The sequence below is a fragment of the Neolewinella sp. genome (assembly GCF_965214665.1).
In the GTDB taxonomy this organism is placed as follows: Bacteria; Bacteroidota; Bacteroidia; order Chitinophagales; family Saprospiraceae; genus Neolewinella.
The window spans coordinates 402,771-421,823 of the sequence record NZ_OZ243970.1 but is presented as its reverse complement, the minus strand read 5'-3'; the positions used below and the strand labels follow the sequence as shown (position 1 = coordinate 421,823).

Here is a 19,053-nt window from a genome sequence, read left to right as displayed (position 1 = left end):
GAGTCTCAGTCCAGCAGCAACAAATCCCTCACCCCGGGCTGCCGCCCCACATTAAACCCCTCCGCCAGCTCGTACCCGGCCTCGCGACCCAGTGCACGCGCTCTGGCGTGCAGGTAATCCATGAAGTCCTTGCCGCTGATGGGCGTACTGGGCTCCTGGCTGTAGTCGCTGATCTCGTGGTCGTTGAACTGCGAGGTGTAGCAGGCGATGGCCTCGACCTTTTGCTGGAAGTGCCCGGTGATGTCGACCACGAAATCGGGGGTGCGGTTACGGTCCTGGATGTAGTGGTACACGGCCCGGGGGCGCCATTTTTCCTGCTCGTCGCCCTCAATATTGTAGGTCTCGATCTTCCGTAGGCCGCTGTAGTAACAGGCATCGGCTACGAGCTTGGCGGCGCGGCCGTGGTCGGGGTGACGGTCACTGAGCGCATTGGCCAGCACGATGTCGGGCTGGCAGTCGCGAAGGACAGAAATGACCTTGAGTATGGTTTGCTTGTCGTCGCGGAGGAAGCCATCGGGCAGATCGAGGTTTTCGCGGAAGCGGGCCCCGAGCTTTTCGGCGGCGGCAAAGGCTTCCTGGGTGCGGATGTCGGCCGTGCCGCGGGTGCCGAGCTCGCCGCGGGTGAGGTCGAGCAGTCCAAACGTGTGGCCCAGGGCGGCGTGGTGCAGCAGGGTACCGGCGCAGCTCAGTTCGATGTCGTCGGGGTGTGCGCCTACGGCGAGGATATTGACTTTCATGGGGTAAGGGGGATAAAGGGGAGGTAACCTCCCGGGTAGCCTGGGTGTTTATTCGTCCGGAGAGGGCGCTAAAGGTAGCCGCCTGACAGTTATGCTGTAGGTGCAACTCGACGGACTACTGCCCCGTCGGCCGCCGTCACGTAGGCGACGAACCCCATGTACCTACATACAGTTATAGTCCGAACATTACTCACGCGATGCTTAGAGCCGTTTTTCGAATTGCCGCCCTCTTGGCGGGCCTATCCCTGTTTACTCACTGCGCGGATTATAAACTGCACGAAGCCGAGATCCAGGGCCTTACTGGCGAAGCCAATCCCTCCGGTAACCTTGAGTACTCCACCTTCCTGGTCGGCGACCTGGGCTACGACTACGCACGCGGGCTCACCACTCTAGAAACCATGGTCAGGGCCATGCCACAGCATACGGAGCAGAGTTCCCTGCTCCTACTGGGCGACATCACCGGCAAAGACGGACTGCGCAAGGACGATAACGACGACGAAACTGCCCACCTCGACGCCCTCATCGACCGGCTACAGCGCGTACCGGGCGAGGTGTTCTACACCCCCGGAGAGAACGAGATCGGCCGCAACGGACAGTTTAACCGCCTCGAACGCCTCGAAAGATACTTCAAGAAACACAGCGAGAAGAAGGTCAAATTCATGCCCAATCGCGCCTGCTCCGGCCCGGATGACGAGGAGCTCTACGACCGCGTCGGACTCATCGGCATCAACACCGCCTGGTACCTGGCCGACTGGAACCGCGATGAGGAGGTCAGCGAGGGCTGTGATTATACCAACCGCGACGCGATGACCTTCGCCCTGGCCGACGAGATCAAGGGCTACCGCGACCAGGTCAAGATCGTGATGATGCACCACCCCCTACAGGCCAACGGCAATCGGGGCGGACAGTATAGCCTCAAGCAGCACCTTTTCCCCCTCACCGATCTGATCCCCGGTGCCTACGTACCCCTACCCATCGTGGGCAGCGTATTTCGCCTGATCCAGGGGGTGGGGGGCGGCCCGCAGGACGTGCACAACCTGCGCTACCAGAACTTCGTGCGCAAGGTCGAGGCCGGCATCGACGATGAGGTCAACGTGATCTTCGTGAGCGGCCACGAACACAATATGATGCTGGTGCACGAAGGCGAGTACATGCAGGTGGTGGCCGGTTCCGGTAGCGTGCGCGGCCCCGGCATTGGAGGCAATGATGCCAACTACGTCCAGGGTGCAGTGGGCTACAGTCGGCTGGACTTTTACGACGACGGGGCGGTCTACGTGGGCTTCTACACCGTAGACGAGAACGGACAGGAGCAGCGCACCTTCTACCGCCGCATTATTGAGGACCGCTTTCAGCCCCAGGACGTAGACATCGAGCCCGTACCCACCGAGGAGATCAGTGACCGCCTCGTCAAATCTACCATCTACGCCAATGAGGGCGGAGACCGTAGCGGTAGTTACCAAACCACCTTCGGCCGGCACTATCGGCCGCTGTACTACACGCCGGTCGAAGTCCCCGTGGTAGACATCGATACGCTCTTTGGAGGCCTCACCCCCTACCGCCGCGGCGGGGGCATGACGACCATGAGCTTACACACCGAAGGGGCCGACGGGCACCTCTACCAGCTGCGATCGGTGCGCAAGAACCCGGCGCAGCTACTGCCCTCGCTGCTGGAAAACAGCTTTGCCGCCGAGGTGGCCAAGGACCAGTTTACGGCCATCCAGCCCTACGCTCCCCTTACCCTGCCCCCCATGCAGCGAAAGCTCGGTCTGCTGGGAGCCGATCCCCTACTGTTTTATGTGCCCAAGCAGCCCGGTCTGGGCAGCTTCAACACCAACTTTGGGGGGGAGATGTACTGGGTGGAGCAGCGGCCCGACGAGGACTGGAGCGGTACCCGCTTCTTCGGCGGCAGCAAGAAGATTATCAGCAACAGCGACATGCGCGAGGAGCTGCGCGACAGCTGGAAAACCTACGCCGATCAGAGCAACTTCGCCCGGGCGCGGCTCTTTGACTTTCTGATCGGGGATTGGGACCGTCACCGCGACCAGTGGCGCTGGGCGGCCTTTGAGGAGGAGGACGGACGCACTCGCTACGAGGCTGTAGCACGTGACCGTGATCAGGTATTCTCCAACTTCGATGGCGGACTGCTGGGCGTGGCCCGCATCTTCGTTCCCGAGGCGCGTAAGCTGCGCCCCTTCACCGGTGAATTGAACAAAGCCAAGTGGCGGGCGCTCAACGGCAAGTGGAACGACCGGGTATTTCTCAACGCCGTGACCCGTGAGGAGATGGTAGCCGAGGCCCGCTACATCCAGGAGAACCTCTCCCCCGAGCTCATCGACTCGGCCATGCGGCGTATGCCGGAAGAAGTACTACCCTATAGTCTGGACCAGGAAAACATCGCCGGCAAACTCAAGGAGCGGCTCACCCAACTCGATCGCTTCGCCGCAGAGTACTACGAAACCCTGGCCGAGAGTGTCAACGTGCTCGGCACCGACAACGACGACTACTTTCTACTGGAAGGCCTACCTAACGGTGACCTCCACGTGCAGGTCTTCGATGCCGATAAGGAAGGTAATGCCGACGAGCAGTTCTACGACCGGGTCTTTCATCCCAGTGAGACCAAGTCCGTGAACGTCTACGGGCTGGACGGCGACGATCGCTTCGAGCTTACCGGCCCCGACAGCCGCATTAACATCCGCCTGATCGGTGGTACCGACGGTGACGAGGCGATCTCCAACGGCCAACTGGGGGCCCGGGTGTACGACGAAAAAGATGGTATGGAGCTGAGCGATAGCACCAATAAGCTCAAAGACCGCCGCAACAGTAAACGCCCCGAGCTCAATACCTACGATTTCCAGGAATACTACCCTAACTACACCATCCCGATGCCCTCCCTGGGCTTCAACGTCGACGATGGGTTCTTCTTCGGTGGCGGCTTCACTACCACCATCACCGGCTGGAAACCCGACCCCTACGCCCAACGCCACAGTTTGTCGGGCACCTATAGCACGAATGAATTTTATAAGTTCAACTACACCGGGGAGTTCAACAATGCCTTCGGACCGAAGGCCGACCTGGTCGCTGCCGCCCACTACTTCAGCCCTGGTTACGTAGCCAACTTCTTCGGCCTCGGTAACCAGGGCGTGGGGCAACCCGCTGATGAGGACCTCGAAACCATTGGCATCGATGACGACCAGACCCTGGAGTACAACCGCGCCCGCCGCCGGGAGATCTACTTCAACCCCGTGCTGCGGCTGCGGGGTAACCGTAACCGGACGAGCTTTTCCATCGGTCCCTTCTACCACAACATCCAGCTCGATGATGCGCCGGACTACACTCTGATTGAGAACACCAACGCTATTCCCGAGCGGGTCTTCGACGCCCAACCCTTCGCCGGGCTGGCCGCATCGCTGACCTCCAACAACCTAGCCGTACCCCTACTGGCGGACAACGGCGTGAAGTACGAGCTCTTCGCCCGCCAGACCTGGAACCTGAACGACCGGGACCGCTCCACGACCAAGTACGGTGGCAACCTAAGTTTCTACCGTATGCTCACTAAGGCAATCAACTTCGCCACCCGCGTCGGCTTTGAGGTTAATACCGGTGACCCGGAGTTTTACCAACTTGCTTCCATGGGCGGACGGGGTAACTACCGCGCTGCGCGGGTAGACCGTTATTTAGGTAACAACATGGTATACCAGAACATCGACCTACGCTTCATGGGTTTCGGCTTCGGAAAGGGGGAGGTGCCTACCGTAGGCGGCTTCATTCTCGGTCTGGATCACGGCCGCGTGTGGCTCGACGGCGAGGACAGCAGCACCTGGCACGTCGGCTACGGCGGCGGGGTATGGGTTGCTCCCCTGGGGGCAACTATCCTGAGCCTGACCTATTTCCTCGATGAGGAGCGGGGGCGGGTCAATTTTGCCGCAGGCTTCCCCTTCTAATCTACGGATACATGAACAAAATCTGGGAAAGTCCCAATCTGATTTCCGTCGTAATTCTCCTGGTGGTACTCGCCATCGCGGGCGGCTATGTCCTGTTTACCGTCAATCGGCGGCCGGAAACCGAAAGCTTTACCGTAGACGACGACTACTACTTCCCCTACAACTTCGACCGGCTGGACCGGGTGGTCAAACTGCCCAACGAGCTAGCCGAGATTAGTGGCCTGTGCCGCGGCTTCGCCCCCGACGAGGTGTTCGCCGTGCAGGACGAAAAGGGTACGGTGTTTCGGGTCAATTCCCGTAGCGGCGAACTGCTCCAGCAGATCACCTTCGATAAGGACCTCGACTATGAAGGAATCGCGCGTAAGGACAACGATATGTACGTGCTGGAAGCGGACGGCGACATCCACTACTTCGCCTACCAGGATACCGCCACTGAGATACCGTCCACTAAGCTAGAGACCAGCTTCAGCTACCGCAACGACACGGAGGGCATTTGCTACGACTCGGTCACCAACACCCTACTGATCGTACCCAAGGCGCAGGAACTCAATCCGCAGGGGGAAAATGAGCAGCGCCGCGGCATCTATACCTATGACCTGCGCCAATCGGCTCTCAACCCCCAACCCACCTACTACATCGACGAGTTGGAGGTCGGCCAGATCGTCTACAATACCAACCGCCCCTACGTAGTCAATCCCAGTGGCATTGCCGTAGATCCCATCATGGGCGACATCTTTGTCCTCTCGGCGGCGGGCAACGTGCTGGTAGTCATCGACCGGGACAGCCAAATCAAACACGTCGAGCTCCTCGAAAAGGGCACCTTCGGACAGCCCGAGGGTATCGCCTTTGGGGCCAACGGCGACCTCTACGTCAGCAGCGAAGGACGCGGCGGACGCGGCATCATTGCCACCCTCTCCCGCAAGGGGCAACCCACCACCACCGATGAGCAAAGATGAGACAGCTAACGTAGCGGAAATCAAGGAGCCGGAAACTGCAATCATAACGACGGCCCGCAACTACGTACGCTCGCGCTTCAATGAGGACCTGGACCCCATCTTTCTGTTCCACAACTTCGCCTACGCCGAGGAGATGGAGGAAAAAATGACCGAGCTGGCCGCGCTCGCCAAGCTAGATGAGCTCACCACCGAGCGCCTGCGACTGGCCGCCCTCTTCTACCCTCTGGGCTACGTAGGCGGGTCCGAGGGGTGGGCCGATCGCAGTGCCGAGGAGCTCAGACGCTTCGGTCAGGAACAGGGTTACGACGTAGGGGATGCTCCCCGCTGGATCAACGCTGCACCTGCGGCCGCGCCCCAGAGTGACTACCCGACCAGGCTACTGCATGACGTGGCCTATAACTGGCTGGGACGCAAACGCTACGACCGCCGCTCCGATCTGCTGCAGCTGGAACGCGAGGCCATCGAGGGTAAGGAGGGCGACCCCGTGAAGTTCGGCCAGGAGATGCAGGATTTCCTGCTGCGCTTTAACTACCTGACGGACGAGGGGAAGAAGGAATTTGACGGGCGGCGGCGCAAGAACGTCAGCAAGCAGCAGAGCAACAACTACAAGGTCCAGCAGAAGGAAGTCAAAGCAAAGACCGGTAAAAATTTCGGCCGCGGCATCGATACGATGTACCGCACGGCCTTTCGCAACCACATCAACCTGAGCCGGATCGCGGATGACAAGGCTAACATGATGATCTCCATTAATACGATCATCCTGTCAATCCTGATTGCCGTATCGGGTGCCGGACTGAGCTTTTTCGAGGAGCTGGTCTTCGATAGCCCGGAGTTTTTGGCCCCGATCGTGATTCTACTGATGAGCTCGCTGACGGCGGTGATCTTTGCCGTGTTCTCGGCCCGGCCGAAGGTGACCGAGTACCGCATCAAGAAGCGTAAACTGCTGGAAAGCAAGGAGGCTAGCCTGCTCTACTTCGGCAACTTCCTGAAGCTGGAAAAGTCGGACTTCATTAAGTATATGTCTAAGCTGAAGATGGATCAGGACGGGCTTTACGACGACCTGGGTCGCGACCTTTATGACCTCGGGCAGGTACTGCACCGTAAGTACCTGCTGCTGACCATCAGCTACAATACCTTCATCGGGGGGCTGGCCCTGGCCGTGCTCACCTTCCTAACGGTTTACATCTGGAACCTCTCGAATATGCAGTAGCTAGTGTGAGGAGGCCCGGGCAAAGAAATCCACCAGGGTACCGGGGTCCCGCCCGATCAGCCGCCGCCAGTCGGTACGCGCCATGACGGGCTTCTGAAAGCGCTGAATGAAGTGGATACCAGCCACGGCCGCGGCGTAGCCCGCCGAGTCACCCGCCTTGAGTCGGTGGGCGATGAAGGTGGGCAGACTTACATCCTCGTAGGTGAAAGCTAGGGGGCTGCCCTGCGAGCGTTTTGCTACGCGGTAGTAGTCTAGGTTCTCGTAGGTAGCCAGGGTAATACCCTCGCAGGCCTCCGGGTGGTTGGGGAAGTCAAGCAGTAGCCGGGCGGCGGCCGCACCGATATCGCGCACGTCGATCCAGTTGAATACCGCCCGGTTGGTGGGTAGCTCTACGTGGCCCGTTTTGACCTGATCGTACAGTGTGGTGGTGAGGTTCTGCATGAAGTAGGTAGGTCGCAGAAAATAGTGGGGCAGGCCGCTATCTTCTACCGCCTGCTCTATGCCATGGTGGGGTAACAACTTACTGTTCTCGGCCCCGTATACGCTGGAGTAGACGACACCCTTCACGCCGGCCCGTATGGCCTCTTTTAGCAGCGGCCTGAATACTTCCTTCACTCCGGCCACCGCCGGCGGGCGGATGAGGAAGAGGTAGTCGATACCGGATAGAGCCGGGGCGTAGGTGGTCTGGTCACTGAAGTCAAAGGGGCGTTTGTCTTGCTGAGCTTCGTCCACATGGCGGGAGGTCTCTAGCACGGTGACGTCATCCTGCTGTTGCTCGTGTAGTTCGCGGACTACCTCGCTGCCTACATTACCCGTTGCTCCGGTTACTAGTATCGTCATGGCTCGCCGTTTGTATAAGGCAGCAAAGCTGCCAAATCGTTAACCACAGATTACACGGATTAACACAGATTTGTGATCGCTTCGCGATCCGGTACTGTGGATACTGCAACCGGAGGTTGCTATAATCTGTGCAAATCCGTGTAATCTGTGGTTCGTTCCCCTGAGCTGCGCACGTAGTGCGGCAGCGAACACTCAGTAGTGATTAATCCAGCACCTGCAGCTTCGCAAATTTCAGCATAATACGTTTCTCAGGCTGCGGAAGCTCGCTAAAGTGGATCGTAGCGATCCGATTATCCGTCCCCCCATCCACGTGCAACACCTTTCCCTCGCCAAACTTAAGGTGCATCACCGTACGGCCCACCTCTACCTCGCTGGTGGGACTGGGCTGAAAGGTAGCCGGGTCTACCTTCGGGGCGGCAAAACGGGCAGTACCGCGGCGGTTACGGGGGGCCACACCGGTAACCCGCGCCCGGTGCTCCCGCTGGCGGGCCACCTTGTCGAACTCGAAGTCATTGCTGCGCCGGCCTCCGCCCGTGGTGTTTTCTACTGCATCGGCGGGCACCTCGGCCAGAAAGCGACTCGGCTCGTTCATCACCATTTTACCGTAGCGGTAGCGGGTGTTGGCGTAGCTGAGGGTGAGGTAAAGTTCAGCGCGGGTGATGGCTACGTAGAAGAGGCGGCGCTCCTCGTCTAGTCCGTCCAGACTGTCCATGCTCATCCAGCTGGGGAAGAGCTTTTCTTCCAGACCCACCACGAAGATGGATTTATACTCCAGCCCCTTAGCGGCGTGGACCGACATGAGGGTGACCACGTCGGTAGTGGTGGCGTCGCCCTCGTCGGCGTCGGTAAGTAGGGCGATGTTCTGGAGGTAGGTGGCCAGAGATTTATCGGGCAGGGTGTCGGTGTCGATGACGGTATCGTCCTCCACAAAGGATTTGATACCGTCCAGCAGGGCCTCGTGGTTTTCCAGGCGAGCCATGCCCTCGATCGACTTATCGCTACGCAGCATATCGGTGAGCCCGCTGGACTTGGCGATCATATCGGCCACCTCGTAGGCATCGGCATTGTCCACTTTAGCCTGGGCCTTTTCGATCACGTGAATGTAGCCGTCGGCGGCGTGGCGGGTGCGGTTGGGGAGAGCGACATGTTTGAGGGCCTCGAAGAGGGTTAGCCCTTCTTGGCGGGCCAGGGTGGTGACCTTGGCTACGCTGGTGCCGCCGATACCGCGCTTCGGATGGTTGATGGAGCGGCGGAAGGCCTCCTCGTCGTTGGGGTTGACCACCATGCGCAGGTAGGCGATGAGGTCCTTGACTTCCTTGCGCTGGTAGAAGCTCTGTCCGCCGTACACCCGGTACAGGATATTGAAGCGCCGCAGGTACTCCTCGAAGATCCGCGACTGGGAGTTGGTGCGGTACAGGATGGCGATGTCGCTATTCTGCAGGTGGTAGCGGTTCTTTTGCTCCAGGATGGTATCAGCTACCCGGCGGCCCTCCTCGTTGTCGTCGACGGCCTTGATGATGCGGATCTTGTCCCCTACCCCCTTATCGCTCCAGATGCTCTTCTGAATCTGCCGCTTATTGTAGCTGATGACGGCGTTGGCGGTGTTGACGATATTTTCCGTGCTTCGGTAGTTCTGCTCCAGCTTGAAGGTTTGGATGCCGAAGGCCCCGAAGTCGTTCTCGAAGTCCAGGATGTTCTGAATCGTGGCCCCGCGGAAGGCGTAGATCGACTGGGCATCGTCGCCCACCACGCAGATGTTGCGCGGACTCTGGGGGTACTGTACCAGCCGCTTGATGATGGCGTACTGTAGCGTATTGGTGTCCTGAAACTCGTCGACCAGCACGTACTTGAACTTCTCGCGGTACTTCTGCACCACCTCCGGTATATTCTGGAGTAGTTCATACAGACGGAAGAGGAGGTCGTCGAAGTCCATGGCTCCGGCCTGCTTACAGCGCCCCACATAAGCGGAATATATCTTGTACGTCAGCGGCATATTGGCCAGCTTATCCTGGGCCAGCAGCTCTTCGTTTTGCTCGTAGAGCTTCGGCGTAATTAGACTACTCTTGGCGGAGCTGATCCGGTTTTTAATGGCGTTGGCCCCGTACACCTGCTTATCCAGATTCAGCTCTCGAATGATACTGCCGATGAGGCTCTTCGTGTCGTCCGTATCGTAGATCGTGAAGTTGCTGGGGTAGCCGATGTGCTGGGCTTCCACCCGTAGGATACGCGCAAAGAGGCTGTGGAAGGTCCCCGCCCAGATGTAGCTGGCCCGCTTGCCCACGACGGTCTCGATCCGCGCCTTCATCTCTCGGGCCGCCTTGTTGGTAAAGGTCAGGGCCAGGATCTCGTAGGGTGCCGTGCCCTGCTCGATGATGTGGGCGATGCGGTAGGTCAGCACCCTGGTTTTACCCGAGCCGGGACCGGCTACCACTAGCACGGGACCATCGGTAGTTGTCACCGCCTGCCGCTGTACGTCGTTGAGGGAGTCGAGGTAAGTGGAGGTGGTGGGGTCGGCGGCCATGCGGTGTAAGTGTTTCGAGTGGGAGGGGCAAGATAAGCAACAAATTGTTTTGCTACGCAGCTGCCTTCGGCGGTGGCGCGAACGCAGGTGCAGAGTATATTTGAGCAAAGCCAATGCGTCATGACTGCCACCATCGATCAACAAGTCAGCCTGGAGGAATACATCGCCACCGAGCAGCGGGAAGGGCAGCGGTACGAATATCACTATGGAAAACTACGACTTGTGCCGGGAGGGACGATTCCCCACAGCCTTGTATCCTCTAACATCAGCCGTTTTCTCGGAAATGCACTAGACGCTCACGAAAAAGACTGTATAGCTTTCAACGCGGACCTCAAAGTCGAGGTAGAAGATGGAAAACGATTTATCTATCCAGATGCGAGCGTCGTGTGTGGCGGTTTAATTGCCTCTGCGTACATAACTGGGGCGGTCACGAATCCCCAAGTCGTCGTAGAAGTCTTGTCAAAAGGTTCCATGAACTATGACCTGACAACCAAGCAACGGTGTTACTTCTCCCTCCCGTCCGTGCAGGAGTATCTACTTATAAGCCAGACGGAGCCCTTCGTCACGCTCATTGCTAGACAAGGCGAACCCGACCTGTACCGCCATAGCTATGCGGAGGGACTTAACGCTACTATACATATCCCCAGCCTGGGTATCGATCTCGCACTAACTGACATCTACCGTAAGGTTACTTTCCCCGAAGGAAGCGAAGAGTAGTCCCTACACACTCCGCGGCACCTCCTCCCCCGGCCCGGGCAGCCACTCCCCCTTCACCCGCAGCGTCCGCTCGATCACGTCGCGCACCGCACCCGCGCCCCCGCCCTTATCACTCACGTACTTGGCCAGCGAGAGTATCTCCAGACACGCATCCCGCGGACAGGCCGGAAACCCCACCAGCCGCATCACCTCGTAGTCCGGCACGTCATCGCCCATGTACAGCACCCCGGCATCGTCCAGTTCGTACAGATCCATAAACTCGCGGTAGGCCTCCACTTTATCCCTCACCCCGTAGTACACGTCGACCACGCCGAGTCCCTGTAGCCGCTCCACCACGCCCAGGCTCTTGCCGCCCGTGATCACACATACCCGGTAGCCTACCTCCAGCGCCCGTTTGATCGCGTAGCCGTCCCGTACGTTCATTTGCCGCAGCAGGCTGCCGTCCTCCAGGATGATCAACTGTGAGTTCGTCAGCACCCCATCCACGTCAAAGATGAAGGTGGTCACGTCGCGGAAGCGTTCCAGTTCGTTCATTGATTCTCCCGCCACTCATACACCCACTTGGCCTGTATCTGCTCCAGGTGTTCCTCCGTGCTCTGTTCGCGGGTACCGGTGAACTGGGGGATTTCGATGATCCAGTCCAACAGGTCAGTGAAGCGAATGCGGTAGATCCTATCCTGCCCGAAGTCGTCGCCGAAGCGGTCGTAGAGTGCAATGGCAATGTCCTCGTGGTCGGCCCAGCCGAAGGGAAAGTCGTCGAAGTCTTTGAAACTCATTGAAATTTACAATTTACAATTTACCAAGTACCATATACAATTTGCGGGGATGCTCGCTTCGCTCGTCCTGGGAGACTCCGACGGCGGCCAATAGTAAATGGTACATCCGTAAACTGTAAATGGTAAATCCCTAATGTTCGTGGCCGATGATCCGCCGCTGATCCGGTATCTCCACCTCAATCACGGCGTCCGCATCGAGAATGACGGACTGGCAGCCCAGCCGGCTCTCGATGCGCGGATTGATGGCGCGGTCGATGAAGTCTTCCTCCTTGTCACTAATCTCCTGTAGCGCGTCTTCCCCCTTATGCACGTAGATGTGGCAGGTGGAGCAGGCGCAGACCTCGCCGCAGTTGTGGTTCAGGTGGATGCCGTTCTCTTCCGTAACCTCCAGGATGCTCACGTCGGTCTCGACGTCGGTGACGGTCTTGGGCGGGATGCTCTTGTCCTCGAAGGTAAAGTGTACGGTGGCCATCAGTCAGGGGGGTTAAGCAGGGCGCGAAGCTAGCACATAGTTAACCACCGCGCCGCACAGCAGTTCTAATTGCCGGTCCGTGATCACATAGGGCGGCATCAGGTAGATCAGTTTACCGAACGGGCGTATCCATACCCCCCGCTCTACGCAGTAGGCCTGGAAGTGGGATACGTCGACCAATTCGTGCAGTTCTACCACGCCGATAGCTCCTAGCACACGTACATCTTTCACGTGTGGTAGGTGGGCGGCGGCGCGCAGGTGCAGGGTTAGTTGAACGGCGATATGCTGTACCTCGGCGGACCAATCTTTACGCAGCAGTAGGTTGATACTGGCGGCAGCTACGGTACATGCCAGGGGATTACCCATGAAGGTGGGGCCGTGCATGAGTACGCCGGCCGCACCCTTCCCAATGGTCTCGGCAACGTGCGCTGTAGTGATCGTGGCAGCCAGCGTAAGATACCCCCCGGTCAGGGCCTTGCCGATGCAGACGACATCGGGCCGGGCACCGGGATGGTGACTCAGAAAGAGCTCGCCGGTACGTCCGAAGCCGGTGGCGATTTCATCGTAGATCAGTAGCAGCCCGTGTGCATCGCAGAGCCGGCGGAATACCGGTAGATAATCAGGGCTGTAAAAGTGCATCCCCCCGGCTCCCTGCACCACCGGCTCGATAATGAAAGCAGCCGCGTGGCCGGCGTGCTCGGCAAAGAACTGCTCCAGTCCACTGACATAGCTCGGATCGACCGGCTTGTCGTACCCCCCCGGCGGCCGGTCATAAAAGTGATGCTGCGGCAAAAAGCCCGCAAGCAGCTGGTGCATCCCCGTCACTGGATCGCAGACCGACATCGGGCCGGTTGTATCCCCGTGGTAGCCGCCCCGTAGGGTCAGAAACTTACTGCGCTCGGTCCCGTGGCCCCGCGCGTGCTGGTACTGTACGGCCATCTTCATGGCCACCTCCACGCTTACCGATCCACTATCGGCCAGGAAGATACGGTCGAGCCCCTCCGGCATGATGTCTACCAGCCGCTCCCCGAGCGCGATCGCGGGCCGGTGGGTAATACCCCCGAACATAACGTGGCTCATGCATTGTAGCTGCTCGGTAGCTGCGGCATTTAGTTCCGGTACATTATAGCCATGGATGGCGCACCACCAGGAAGCCATTCCGTCGATGAGCTCTCGTCCATCGGCAAGGTGTAGTATACATCCTTCGGCGGAGGCTACCTCGTAAGTCGGCAGCGGGTCGGTCAGGCTGGTGTAGGGGTGCCAGAGGTGGTAGCGGTCGAAGGAATTTACCATGTACCGTTTACAATGCACTATGTACCATTTAGTACACACTCCCACCTCACCGCTAGATGATGGCCTCCGTGAGACCTCAGTGAAACCCTCCGTGTGCGGCGCTAGCCGTTCCGTGGTGAAACTACCCTACCCCATCTCCTGCACCACCTCCTTCACCTGCGGCATCATCCGCTTCAGCATCTGCTCGATGCCCGACTTCAGGGTAACGGTAGAACTAGGGCAGCCCGAGCAGGCCCCCTGCATGACGACGGTCACAATGCCGTCGTGGTAGGACTTAAACTCGATGTTCCCGCCGTCCATCTCCACGGCCGGCTTCACGTAGGTGTCGATGAGCTCCTTGATCTGAGTGACCGTCTCGGCCTCATCGTCGCTGTATTCGTAGCTGACACCCCGCTCTTCCTCGATGCGAGCCACCTCCTCGGCAAAGCCGTCCTTAATGATGGGCTTATTCTCCTCCAGGTACCCCTTTACGAACTCCTTCAGCTTGAGCATGATATCGTCCCAACCGTAATTGAACTCCTTCGTGATGGTCACGTAGTTGTTGGCGATGTACACCTTCTTGACGTAGGGGAAGTCGTACAACTCGGCGGCCAGTGGCGACCACTCGCGCGCAAACTCCTCCTCACGAAACTCCGCCGTGCCGTTGTACAGCATGCGGTTGGTGACGAACTTAAGGGTTTCGGGGTTCGGGGTCTGCTCGGTGTAGAGGAGGACGGGGCGTTTGGTGGCGGTGGCGGTGGTGCTCATCGGACGGGTGGGTCTTTTTTGGGAGAACGTTTGGTACAGAATTGGGTTGAGTGGCGGGGGTATCACGATTCGCGTTGCACCCGCGCACCCGCCCACCTTTCCCAGATTCCCCCCATCTTTGCCGCGAAACCTTATCCCCCATGCGCCCAATCCAGTACTGCCTGCTTCTCCTGCTGCCCTGCACCCTGCTCACCGCCCAGGAGTTCAGCGGAGGCTTCCGGGCCGGACTCAACTTCATCTCCTTCAGCGCCGATGCGGAGATGGACGCCGACGGCATGACCCTCGAGGACTTTAATCGTACCACCGGCTTCCACGTCGGGGCCACCTTCGCCTACGAAATTACCGACCTGTTTGGCTTCAAGGCCGACCTGATGTATAGCCAGAAGGGGGGAGAGGTGCTTTATGAGGGGCCGTCTTACCTGTTTCTTTACGCCCCCGACGGACAGGGCGAACGCGTGCAGGGTAGTCTACAGAGCGAGCGCGACGTGCTCAATAGCTACATCGACATCCCCGTAGTGGCCTACTATCGTATCGGCCCGCTGGAACTGGAGGGCGGTCTGAGTGCCGGTCTGCTGGTCAACAGCCGCGCCTCGGGCTCCGCTTCCTACACCAATACGGTTGACGCCCAGGGGCGCGGACTTGGCACCATCGTGTATAACTATGACTACAATTACTTCGACGACGTGATCGGACGAATGGCCGCACAGGAGTTGAGCAGTAATGGTACCGTAGCGAATGTACCTACGGTAGTCAATGCGTACTACAACTCTACGGACAATACCCCCCTCTACCGCCGCCTCGACTTCGGCCTGGTCGGCGGCATCTCCTTCTTTCTCAACAACGGCCTCTACCTGGGCGCCCGCTACCAGCTGGGCCTCACCGATACCACCCGTGGGGAGAACGACCAGCGGCTCTTTAGCGACCCCAGTACCGTGAACGGTGAGATAGAGTACAACACCAACGATAAGGACTACAACCGCGTCATTCAGGCCAGCGTCGGCTTCCGCTTCTAGCTTATGCAGTCTCTGCTCACCCAACTCTACGCCCGCGAGCCGCTGAGCCGGCAGACCGCCTACCAAACCCTCCTGCGCATCGCCAACGGAGAGGCCGCCGACCTGGAAATTGCCGCCGTGGTCTCGGCCATCAACATGCGCCCGCCCTACCTCAGCGAGATCCAGGGCTTCCGCGACGCCATGCTGGAACTGGCCATTCCGCTCGATTTTGAGGGTCGCCACACCATGGATATCGTAGGTACCGGCGGCGACGGCAAGCATACCTTTAATATCAGTACCCTCTCCTGCGTAGTAGTGGCCGGGGCCGGCTATCCCGTGACCAAGCACGGCAGCTACGGGGTGAGCAGCAAGGTGGGCAGCAGCGATGTCCTACTCGCCCTTGGCTACAAGTTTACCAATGAACGCGACCGGCTACTGGCCGAGCTGGACCGCGCAGGCATCTGCTTTCTCCACGCCCCGCTCTTTCACCCCGCCATGAAAAACGTAGTACCGGTGCGTAAGGCGCTACGTGTACGCACATTCTTTAATCTGCTCGGTCCCCTAATTAATCCAGCTCGTCCTACCTATCAGCTGTTCGGTACCTACGACCGCAATGTGAGCCGCATCTTCGACTACATACTACAGGGGGAGGCGGGCCGGGAGTACGCCATCGTACATGCCCTGGACGGCTACGACGAGATCAGCCTCACGGACGGAGCCAGTGTGCGGGGCCGCAGGATGCAACGGCTGTTGTACGCCCGCGATTTCGGCCTGGCTACGCTCTCCGCCCCCGAGCTCTACGGTGGGGGCACGGCAGGGGAAGGACGGGCCATTTTTCTCGACGTACTAAAGGGAACGGCCACCGAGGCCCAACAAAACGTGGTGTGTGCCAACGCCGGACTGGCCATCCAGGTGATCCACCCCGAGCGAAGTCTGCCGGACTGCGTAGCCGAGGCCCGCGAGAGCATCGCGAGCGGACGGGCCCGGGACGTGTTACGGAAATTGCTGGACTAGGCCAACCCCGGAATAGCTTTGTACCTTATACTGAGCGACCTACCTTGCCGCACATGCAGAACATTCTCGACCGCATTATCGCCCACAAACGCCTGGAAGTCGATCGCCGTAGCGCGCAGCACCCCGTGGAGGCGCTCATGGACAGTGCCGGCTACGGGCGGCAGCGGCGCAACCTCTGCCGGGCCATCGAGGAAAGTAAGGACTTCGGCATCATCGCCGAGTTCAAGCGTAAGTCGCCCAGTCAGCAGGACATTAACCTGGAGGCCGATCCGGTAGCAGTAGCAAAGGGCTACGTGGAGGCAGGCGCGGCGGCCATCTCCTGCCTGACCGACGTGCAGTTTTTCGGTGCCAAACCCGACGACATCGACCGGATGCGGGCGGCGGTGGAGGTGCCCATCATCCGTAAGGACTTCATCATTGATCGGTACCAGGTGCACGAGGCCCGGGCCATGGGGGCCGATGCGATTTTGCTCATCGCCACCTGCCTCAGCGCTGCCCAGCTCGACGAACTGGCCGAGGAGGCGGGCGAGCTGGGTATGCAGGTAGTCTGCGAGGTGCACGACGAGGACGAGGTAGCTAAAATTAGTCCGAGCGTTGACATCATCGGTGTCAATAACCGTGATCTGGGCACCTTCAAGGTCGACATCAGTAGGAGTCTGGAACTCGAGCCCATTCTACCACCGGGCATCCTGCGCATATCGGAGAGTGGGATCGAGGATCCACAGTCCATTGTCAAGCTACGCCGCGAAAAATTTAGGGGCTTTCTTATCGGCACCTACTTCATGCGGCAGGCCGATCCGGGGCGGGCCTGTGCGGACTTCATTCGTAAAACACACACCATCCACGATACCTATAAGGACGCCATCGCATGAAAGTGAAGGTCTGCGGGATGCGCGAGCCCGATAACATCGCCGCCGTCAACGGGCTGGGGGTCGACTACCTCGGACTCATCTTTCATCCCGCCTCCCCCCGCTTCGCCGGCGACCCCGCCCTGGGTAAATGGATTGGCGAGAATGAGGACCTCTTTCAGCGCACCGAACTAGTCGGTGTGTTCGTCAATGCCGAGATTGACTATGTCCTCAATACGGTACACGATTACCACCTCGACTGGGTACAGCTACACGGCAATGAGAGTCCCGGCTACTGTCAGGAACTCAAACTGCTGTGGAGTGTCAATACCCTGCGCAAGGCCAGCATCTGTAAGGCCTTCTCGATCACCCCCGACTTCGATTTTAATGACACGAATGGCTACGCCGGCAGCTGTCCGCTCTTCGTCTTCGATACCGGGGGTAGGGGGCAGGCCGGGGGCACCGGTGCGCAGTGGGATTGGAATAAGCTAGAGGAATACAACAGTCCGGTGCCCTTTCTCCTGAGCGGGGGAATTGGGCCGGGGGACGCTCGGGCGATTAAACGGCTGAATCATCCGCAACTGCGGGGGGTAGATGTGAATAGTAGGTTTGAAACGGAGCCAGGGATGAAGGATGTGGAGTTGTTGCGGGAGTTTGTGGGCGAGCTTAGGTCCTAAACATACCTACTTAGCGCCCCGATAGCTATCGGGAGTGGCAGCACTGTACTTTACTATTGGAAACCACCGCAATCATTGGCACTGGACATCTTGCTTGGCACCTATCTCAGGTACTGTCCGGTCAGCTAGTGATGGCTTCCCGAAATCCCGTAGATAAGTCCGATTGGCCGGTACCCGTAGTAGCTTACGATGCGCTTCGGAATTACGAGCTCACTGCGCTATTCCTAGCCGTACCGGACAATGCGATTGCCGAGGTAAGTAAAGCACTAACCGAACTACTCCCCCCTACCCTACCCATCTTTCATACCAGCGGCGCCACCCCTATCGACCGGATCGACGCCTACTTCCGGCACCGGGGGGTGCTCTGGCCTATCCGCTCGCTGCGCCGGGGGGAGCCGGTGACTGACTGGCGCGATCTGCCACTGGTCGTCTTCGCGAGCGATCCTCCTACCCGAACTTACATCACCAAACTAGCCGATCAGCTCAGCGCCACCATGGCCTACCTGGACGATACCCAACGCGCCCAGCTTCACCTGGCGGCGGTGTTTTCCAATAACTTCGTGACGGTACTCTACGACGTGGCCCACCAGTTGTGCCAGCAGCACGGTATCCCCTTCGAGCTGCTGCTGCCCATCATTCGCAATACCGCTGGCCAGCAGGATAGCAGTCCGCCCCGTGCCCGCCAGACCGGCGCTGCCGCCCGTGGAGACACCGCTACCATCGAGCGGCACCTAACCCTACTCACCGACCCCGCCTACCGCGATCTCTACCAAAGCTTGACCGACCTAATCCTCCAGTACCGGCTGCCCCAGCACCACCCGCACCTCGGGCGTGATGCGCACGATGACTTTGAGGATGAGGGGGTCGCGTAAGGGTGCCCGCGTCTGCCGCTGTAACCGGTACGCCGTGCGGATCGCGGTGAATACCATGGTCAAAGCCGTTTCCCCCTTGTGCGCAGCTAGCCGTTCCTTGATGGCCTCCTCGTTCCAATCACTGTGCTGCCCCAGCAGCTCGACATTTAGCGAAGGGCTGAGGGCCAGGGCCATGGAGAAGCTGGTAATCTCGAGGCCGTAGGTGGCCAGGGTGGGGAAGATGTCTAGCCAGTCCTCGATCAGTTTATTGGTCTTTTCTTTGGTGCCTTCGCCTACTGTTGTGGCTAGGCCGGCTACTGCTTTGCGGGCGCTGTCTAGGATTTCTTCTAGCATGGTTAAGGGGTTAAGGGGTTAAGGGGTTAAGGGGTTAAGGGGTTAAGGGGTTAAGGGGTTAAGGTACGGTCGAAGGTAGCCGAAGGCAATCTACCCGCGCAGCGGTC

The 19,053-nt window shown here is 59.2% G+C and carries 18 protein-coding genes; 9 read left to right on the top strand and 9 right to left on the bottom strand.

What is annotated here, in order from left to right; translation table 11 throughout:
• Positions 1 to 5 precede the first annotated feature (5 nt).
• On the bottom strand, positions 6 to 737 hold the full coding sequence (gene bshB1, locus ACOOHD_RS02165; RefSeq protein WP_420459922.1) for a bacillithiol biosynthesis deacetylase BshB1: 732 nt from the start codon (positions 735 to 737) through the stop codon (positions 6 to 8).
• 197 nt (positions 738 to 934) lie between these two features.
• Between bshB1 and ACOOHD_RS02160 the strand changes: the two genes are divergently transcribed.
• Genes ACOOHD_RS02160 through ACOOHD_RS02150 form a run of 3 tightly spaced genes read left to right on the top strand, consistent with a single transcriptional unit; the run spans position 935 to position 6,844 of the window.
• On the top strand, positions 935 to 4,678 hold the full coding sequence (locus ACOOHD_RS02160) for a hypothetical protein (protein ID WP_420459921.1): 3,744 nt from the start codon (positions 935 to 937) through the stop codon (positions 4,676 to 4,678).
• A gap of 11 nt (positions 4,679 to 4,689) precedes the next feature.
• Complete coding sequence (locus ACOOHD_RS02155; protein ID WP_420459920.1) at positions 4,690 to 5,634, top strand: SdiA-regulated domain-containing protein; 945 nt, start codon at positions 4,690 to 4,692, stop codon at positions 5,632 to 5,634.
• A complete protein-coding gene (locus ACOOHD_RS02150; RefSeq protein ID WP_420459919.1) occupies positions 5,621 to 6,844 on the top strand; it encodes a Pycsar system effector family protein in 1,224 nt (407 codons plus the stop codon). The genes ACOOHD_RS02155 and ACOOHD_RS02150 overlap by 14 nt, the downstream gene beginning before the upstream one ends.
• Here the strand turns inward: ACOOHD_RS02150 and ACOOHD_RS02145 are convergent, their stop codons facing one another.
• Positions 6,845 to 7,684, bottom strand: a complete 840-nt coding sequence (locus ACOOHD_RS02145; protein WP_420459918.1) for an NmrA family NAD(P)-binding protein — start codon at positions 7,682 to 7,684, stop codon at positions 6,845 to 6,847. It abuts the gene before it with no gap.
• A 202-nt stretch (positions 7,685 to 7,886) separates the two neighbouring features.
• Complete coding sequence (locus tag ACOOHD_RS02140) at positions 7,887 to 10,205, bottom strand: ATP-dependent helicase (protein WP_420459917.1); 2,319 nt, start codon at positions 10,203 to 10,205, stop codon at positions 7,887 to 7,889.
• A gap of 120 nt (positions 10,206 to 10,325) precedes the next feature.
• On the opposite strand from ACOOHD_RS02140, the gene ACOOHD_RS02135 reads away from it, so the two are divergent.
• Positions 10,326 to 10,922, top strand: a complete 597-nt coding sequence (locus ACOOHD_RS02135) for a Uma2 family endonuclease (protein ID WP_420459916.1) — start codon at positions 10,326 to 10,328, stop codon at positions 10,920 to 10,922.
• 3 nt (positions 10,923 to 10,925) lie between these two features.
• On the opposite strand, the gene ACOOHD_RS02130 is transcribed toward ACOOHD_RS02135, so the two are convergent.
• The 5 genes from ACOOHD_RS02130 to ACOOHD_RS02110 form a co-directional block, all read right to left on the bottom strand.
• Entirely contained in the window at positions 10,926 to 11,456 is a 531-nt protein-coding gene (locus ACOOHD_RS02130) for a KdsC family phosphatase (protein ID WP_420459915.1), read from the bottom strand.
• Positions 11,453 to 11,698: a Fe-S cluster assembly protein IscX gene (gene iscX / locus ACOOHD_RS02125; RefSeq protein ID WP_420459914.1), complete on the bottom strand. Its 246-nt coding sequence runs from the start codon at positions 11,696 to 11,698 to the stop codon at positions 11,453 to 11,455. Before iscX ends, ACOOHD_RS02130 begins: the two co-directional genes overlap by 4 nt.
• Positions 11,699 to 11,828: 130 nt before the next feature.
• Positions 11,829 to 12,170, bottom strand: a complete 342-nt coding sequence (locus ACOOHD_RS02120; RefSeq protein ID WP_420459913.1) for a 2Fe-2S iron-sulfur cluster-binding protein — start codon at positions 12,168 to 12,170, stop codon at positions 11,829 to 11,831.
• Positions 12,171 to 12,182: 12 nt separating this feature from the next.
• Entirely contained in the window at positions 12,183 to 13,463 is a 1,281-nt protein-coding gene (gene bioA / locus ACOOHD_RS02115; protein ID WP_420459912.1) for an adenosylmethionine--8-amino-7-oxononanoate transaminase, read from the bottom strand.
• Positions 13,464 to 13,589: 126 nt separating this feature from the next.
• A complete protein-coding gene (locus ACOOHD_RS02110) occupies positions 13,590 to 14,210 on the bottom strand; it encodes a NifU family protein (RefSeq protein ID WP_420459911.1) in 621 nt (206 codons plus the stop codon).
• A 140-nt stretch (positions 14,211 to 14,350) separates the two neighbouring features.
• On the opposite strand from ACOOHD_RS02110, the gene ACOOHD_RS02105 reads away from it, so the two are divergent.
• From ACOOHD_RS02105 to ACOOHD_RS02085, 5 genes are all read left to right on the top strand, one after another.
• Positions 14,351 to 15,223, top strand: a complete 873-nt coding sequence (locus ACOOHD_RS02105) for a porin family protein (RefSeq protein WP_420459910.1) — start codon at positions 14,351 to 14,353, stop codon at positions 15,221 to 15,223.
• A gap of 3 nt (positions 15,224 to 15,226) precedes the next feature.
• Complete coding sequence (gene trpD / locus ACOOHD_RS02100) at positions 15,227 to 16,216, top strand: anthranilate phosphoribosyltransferase (protein ID WP_420459909.1); 990 nt, start codon at positions 15,227 to 15,229, stop codon at positions 16,214 to 16,216.
• Between the two features lie 53 nt (positions 16,217 to 16,269).
• Entirely contained in the window at positions 16,270 to 17,088 is an 819-nt protein-coding gene (trpC, locus tag ACOOHD_RS02095; protein ID WP_420459908.1) for an indole-3-glycerol phosphate synthase TrpC, read from the top strand.
• Positions 17,085 to 17,741 (top strand): phosphoribosylanthranilate isomerase, encoded by a 657-nt coding sequence (locus tag ACOOHD_RS02090; RefSeq protein WP_420459907.1) that lies wholly within the window; start codon positions 17,085 to 17,087, stop codon positions 17,739 to 17,741. Before trpC ends, ACOOHD_RS02090 begins: the two co-directional genes overlap by 4 nt.
• Before the next feature lie 131 nt (positions 17,742 to 17,872).
• Positions 17,873 to 18,613, top strand: a complete 741-nt coding sequence (locus ACOOHD_RS02085) for a DUF2520 domain-containing protein (RefSeq protein ID WP_420459906.1) — start codon at positions 17,873 to 17,875, stop codon at positions 18,611 to 18,613.
• Here the strand turns inward: ACOOHD_RS02085 and ACOOHD_RS02080 are convergent.
• Positions 18,527 to 18,946 (bottom strand): hypothetical protein, encoded by a 420-nt coding sequence (locus tag ACOOHD_RS02080; RefSeq protein ID WP_420459905.1) that lies wholly within the window; start codon positions 18,944 to 18,946, stop codon positions 18,527 to 18,529. The genes ACOOHD_RS02085 and ACOOHD_RS02080 overlap by 87 nt on opposite strands.
• Positions 18,947 to 19,053 lie beyond the last annotated feature (107 nt).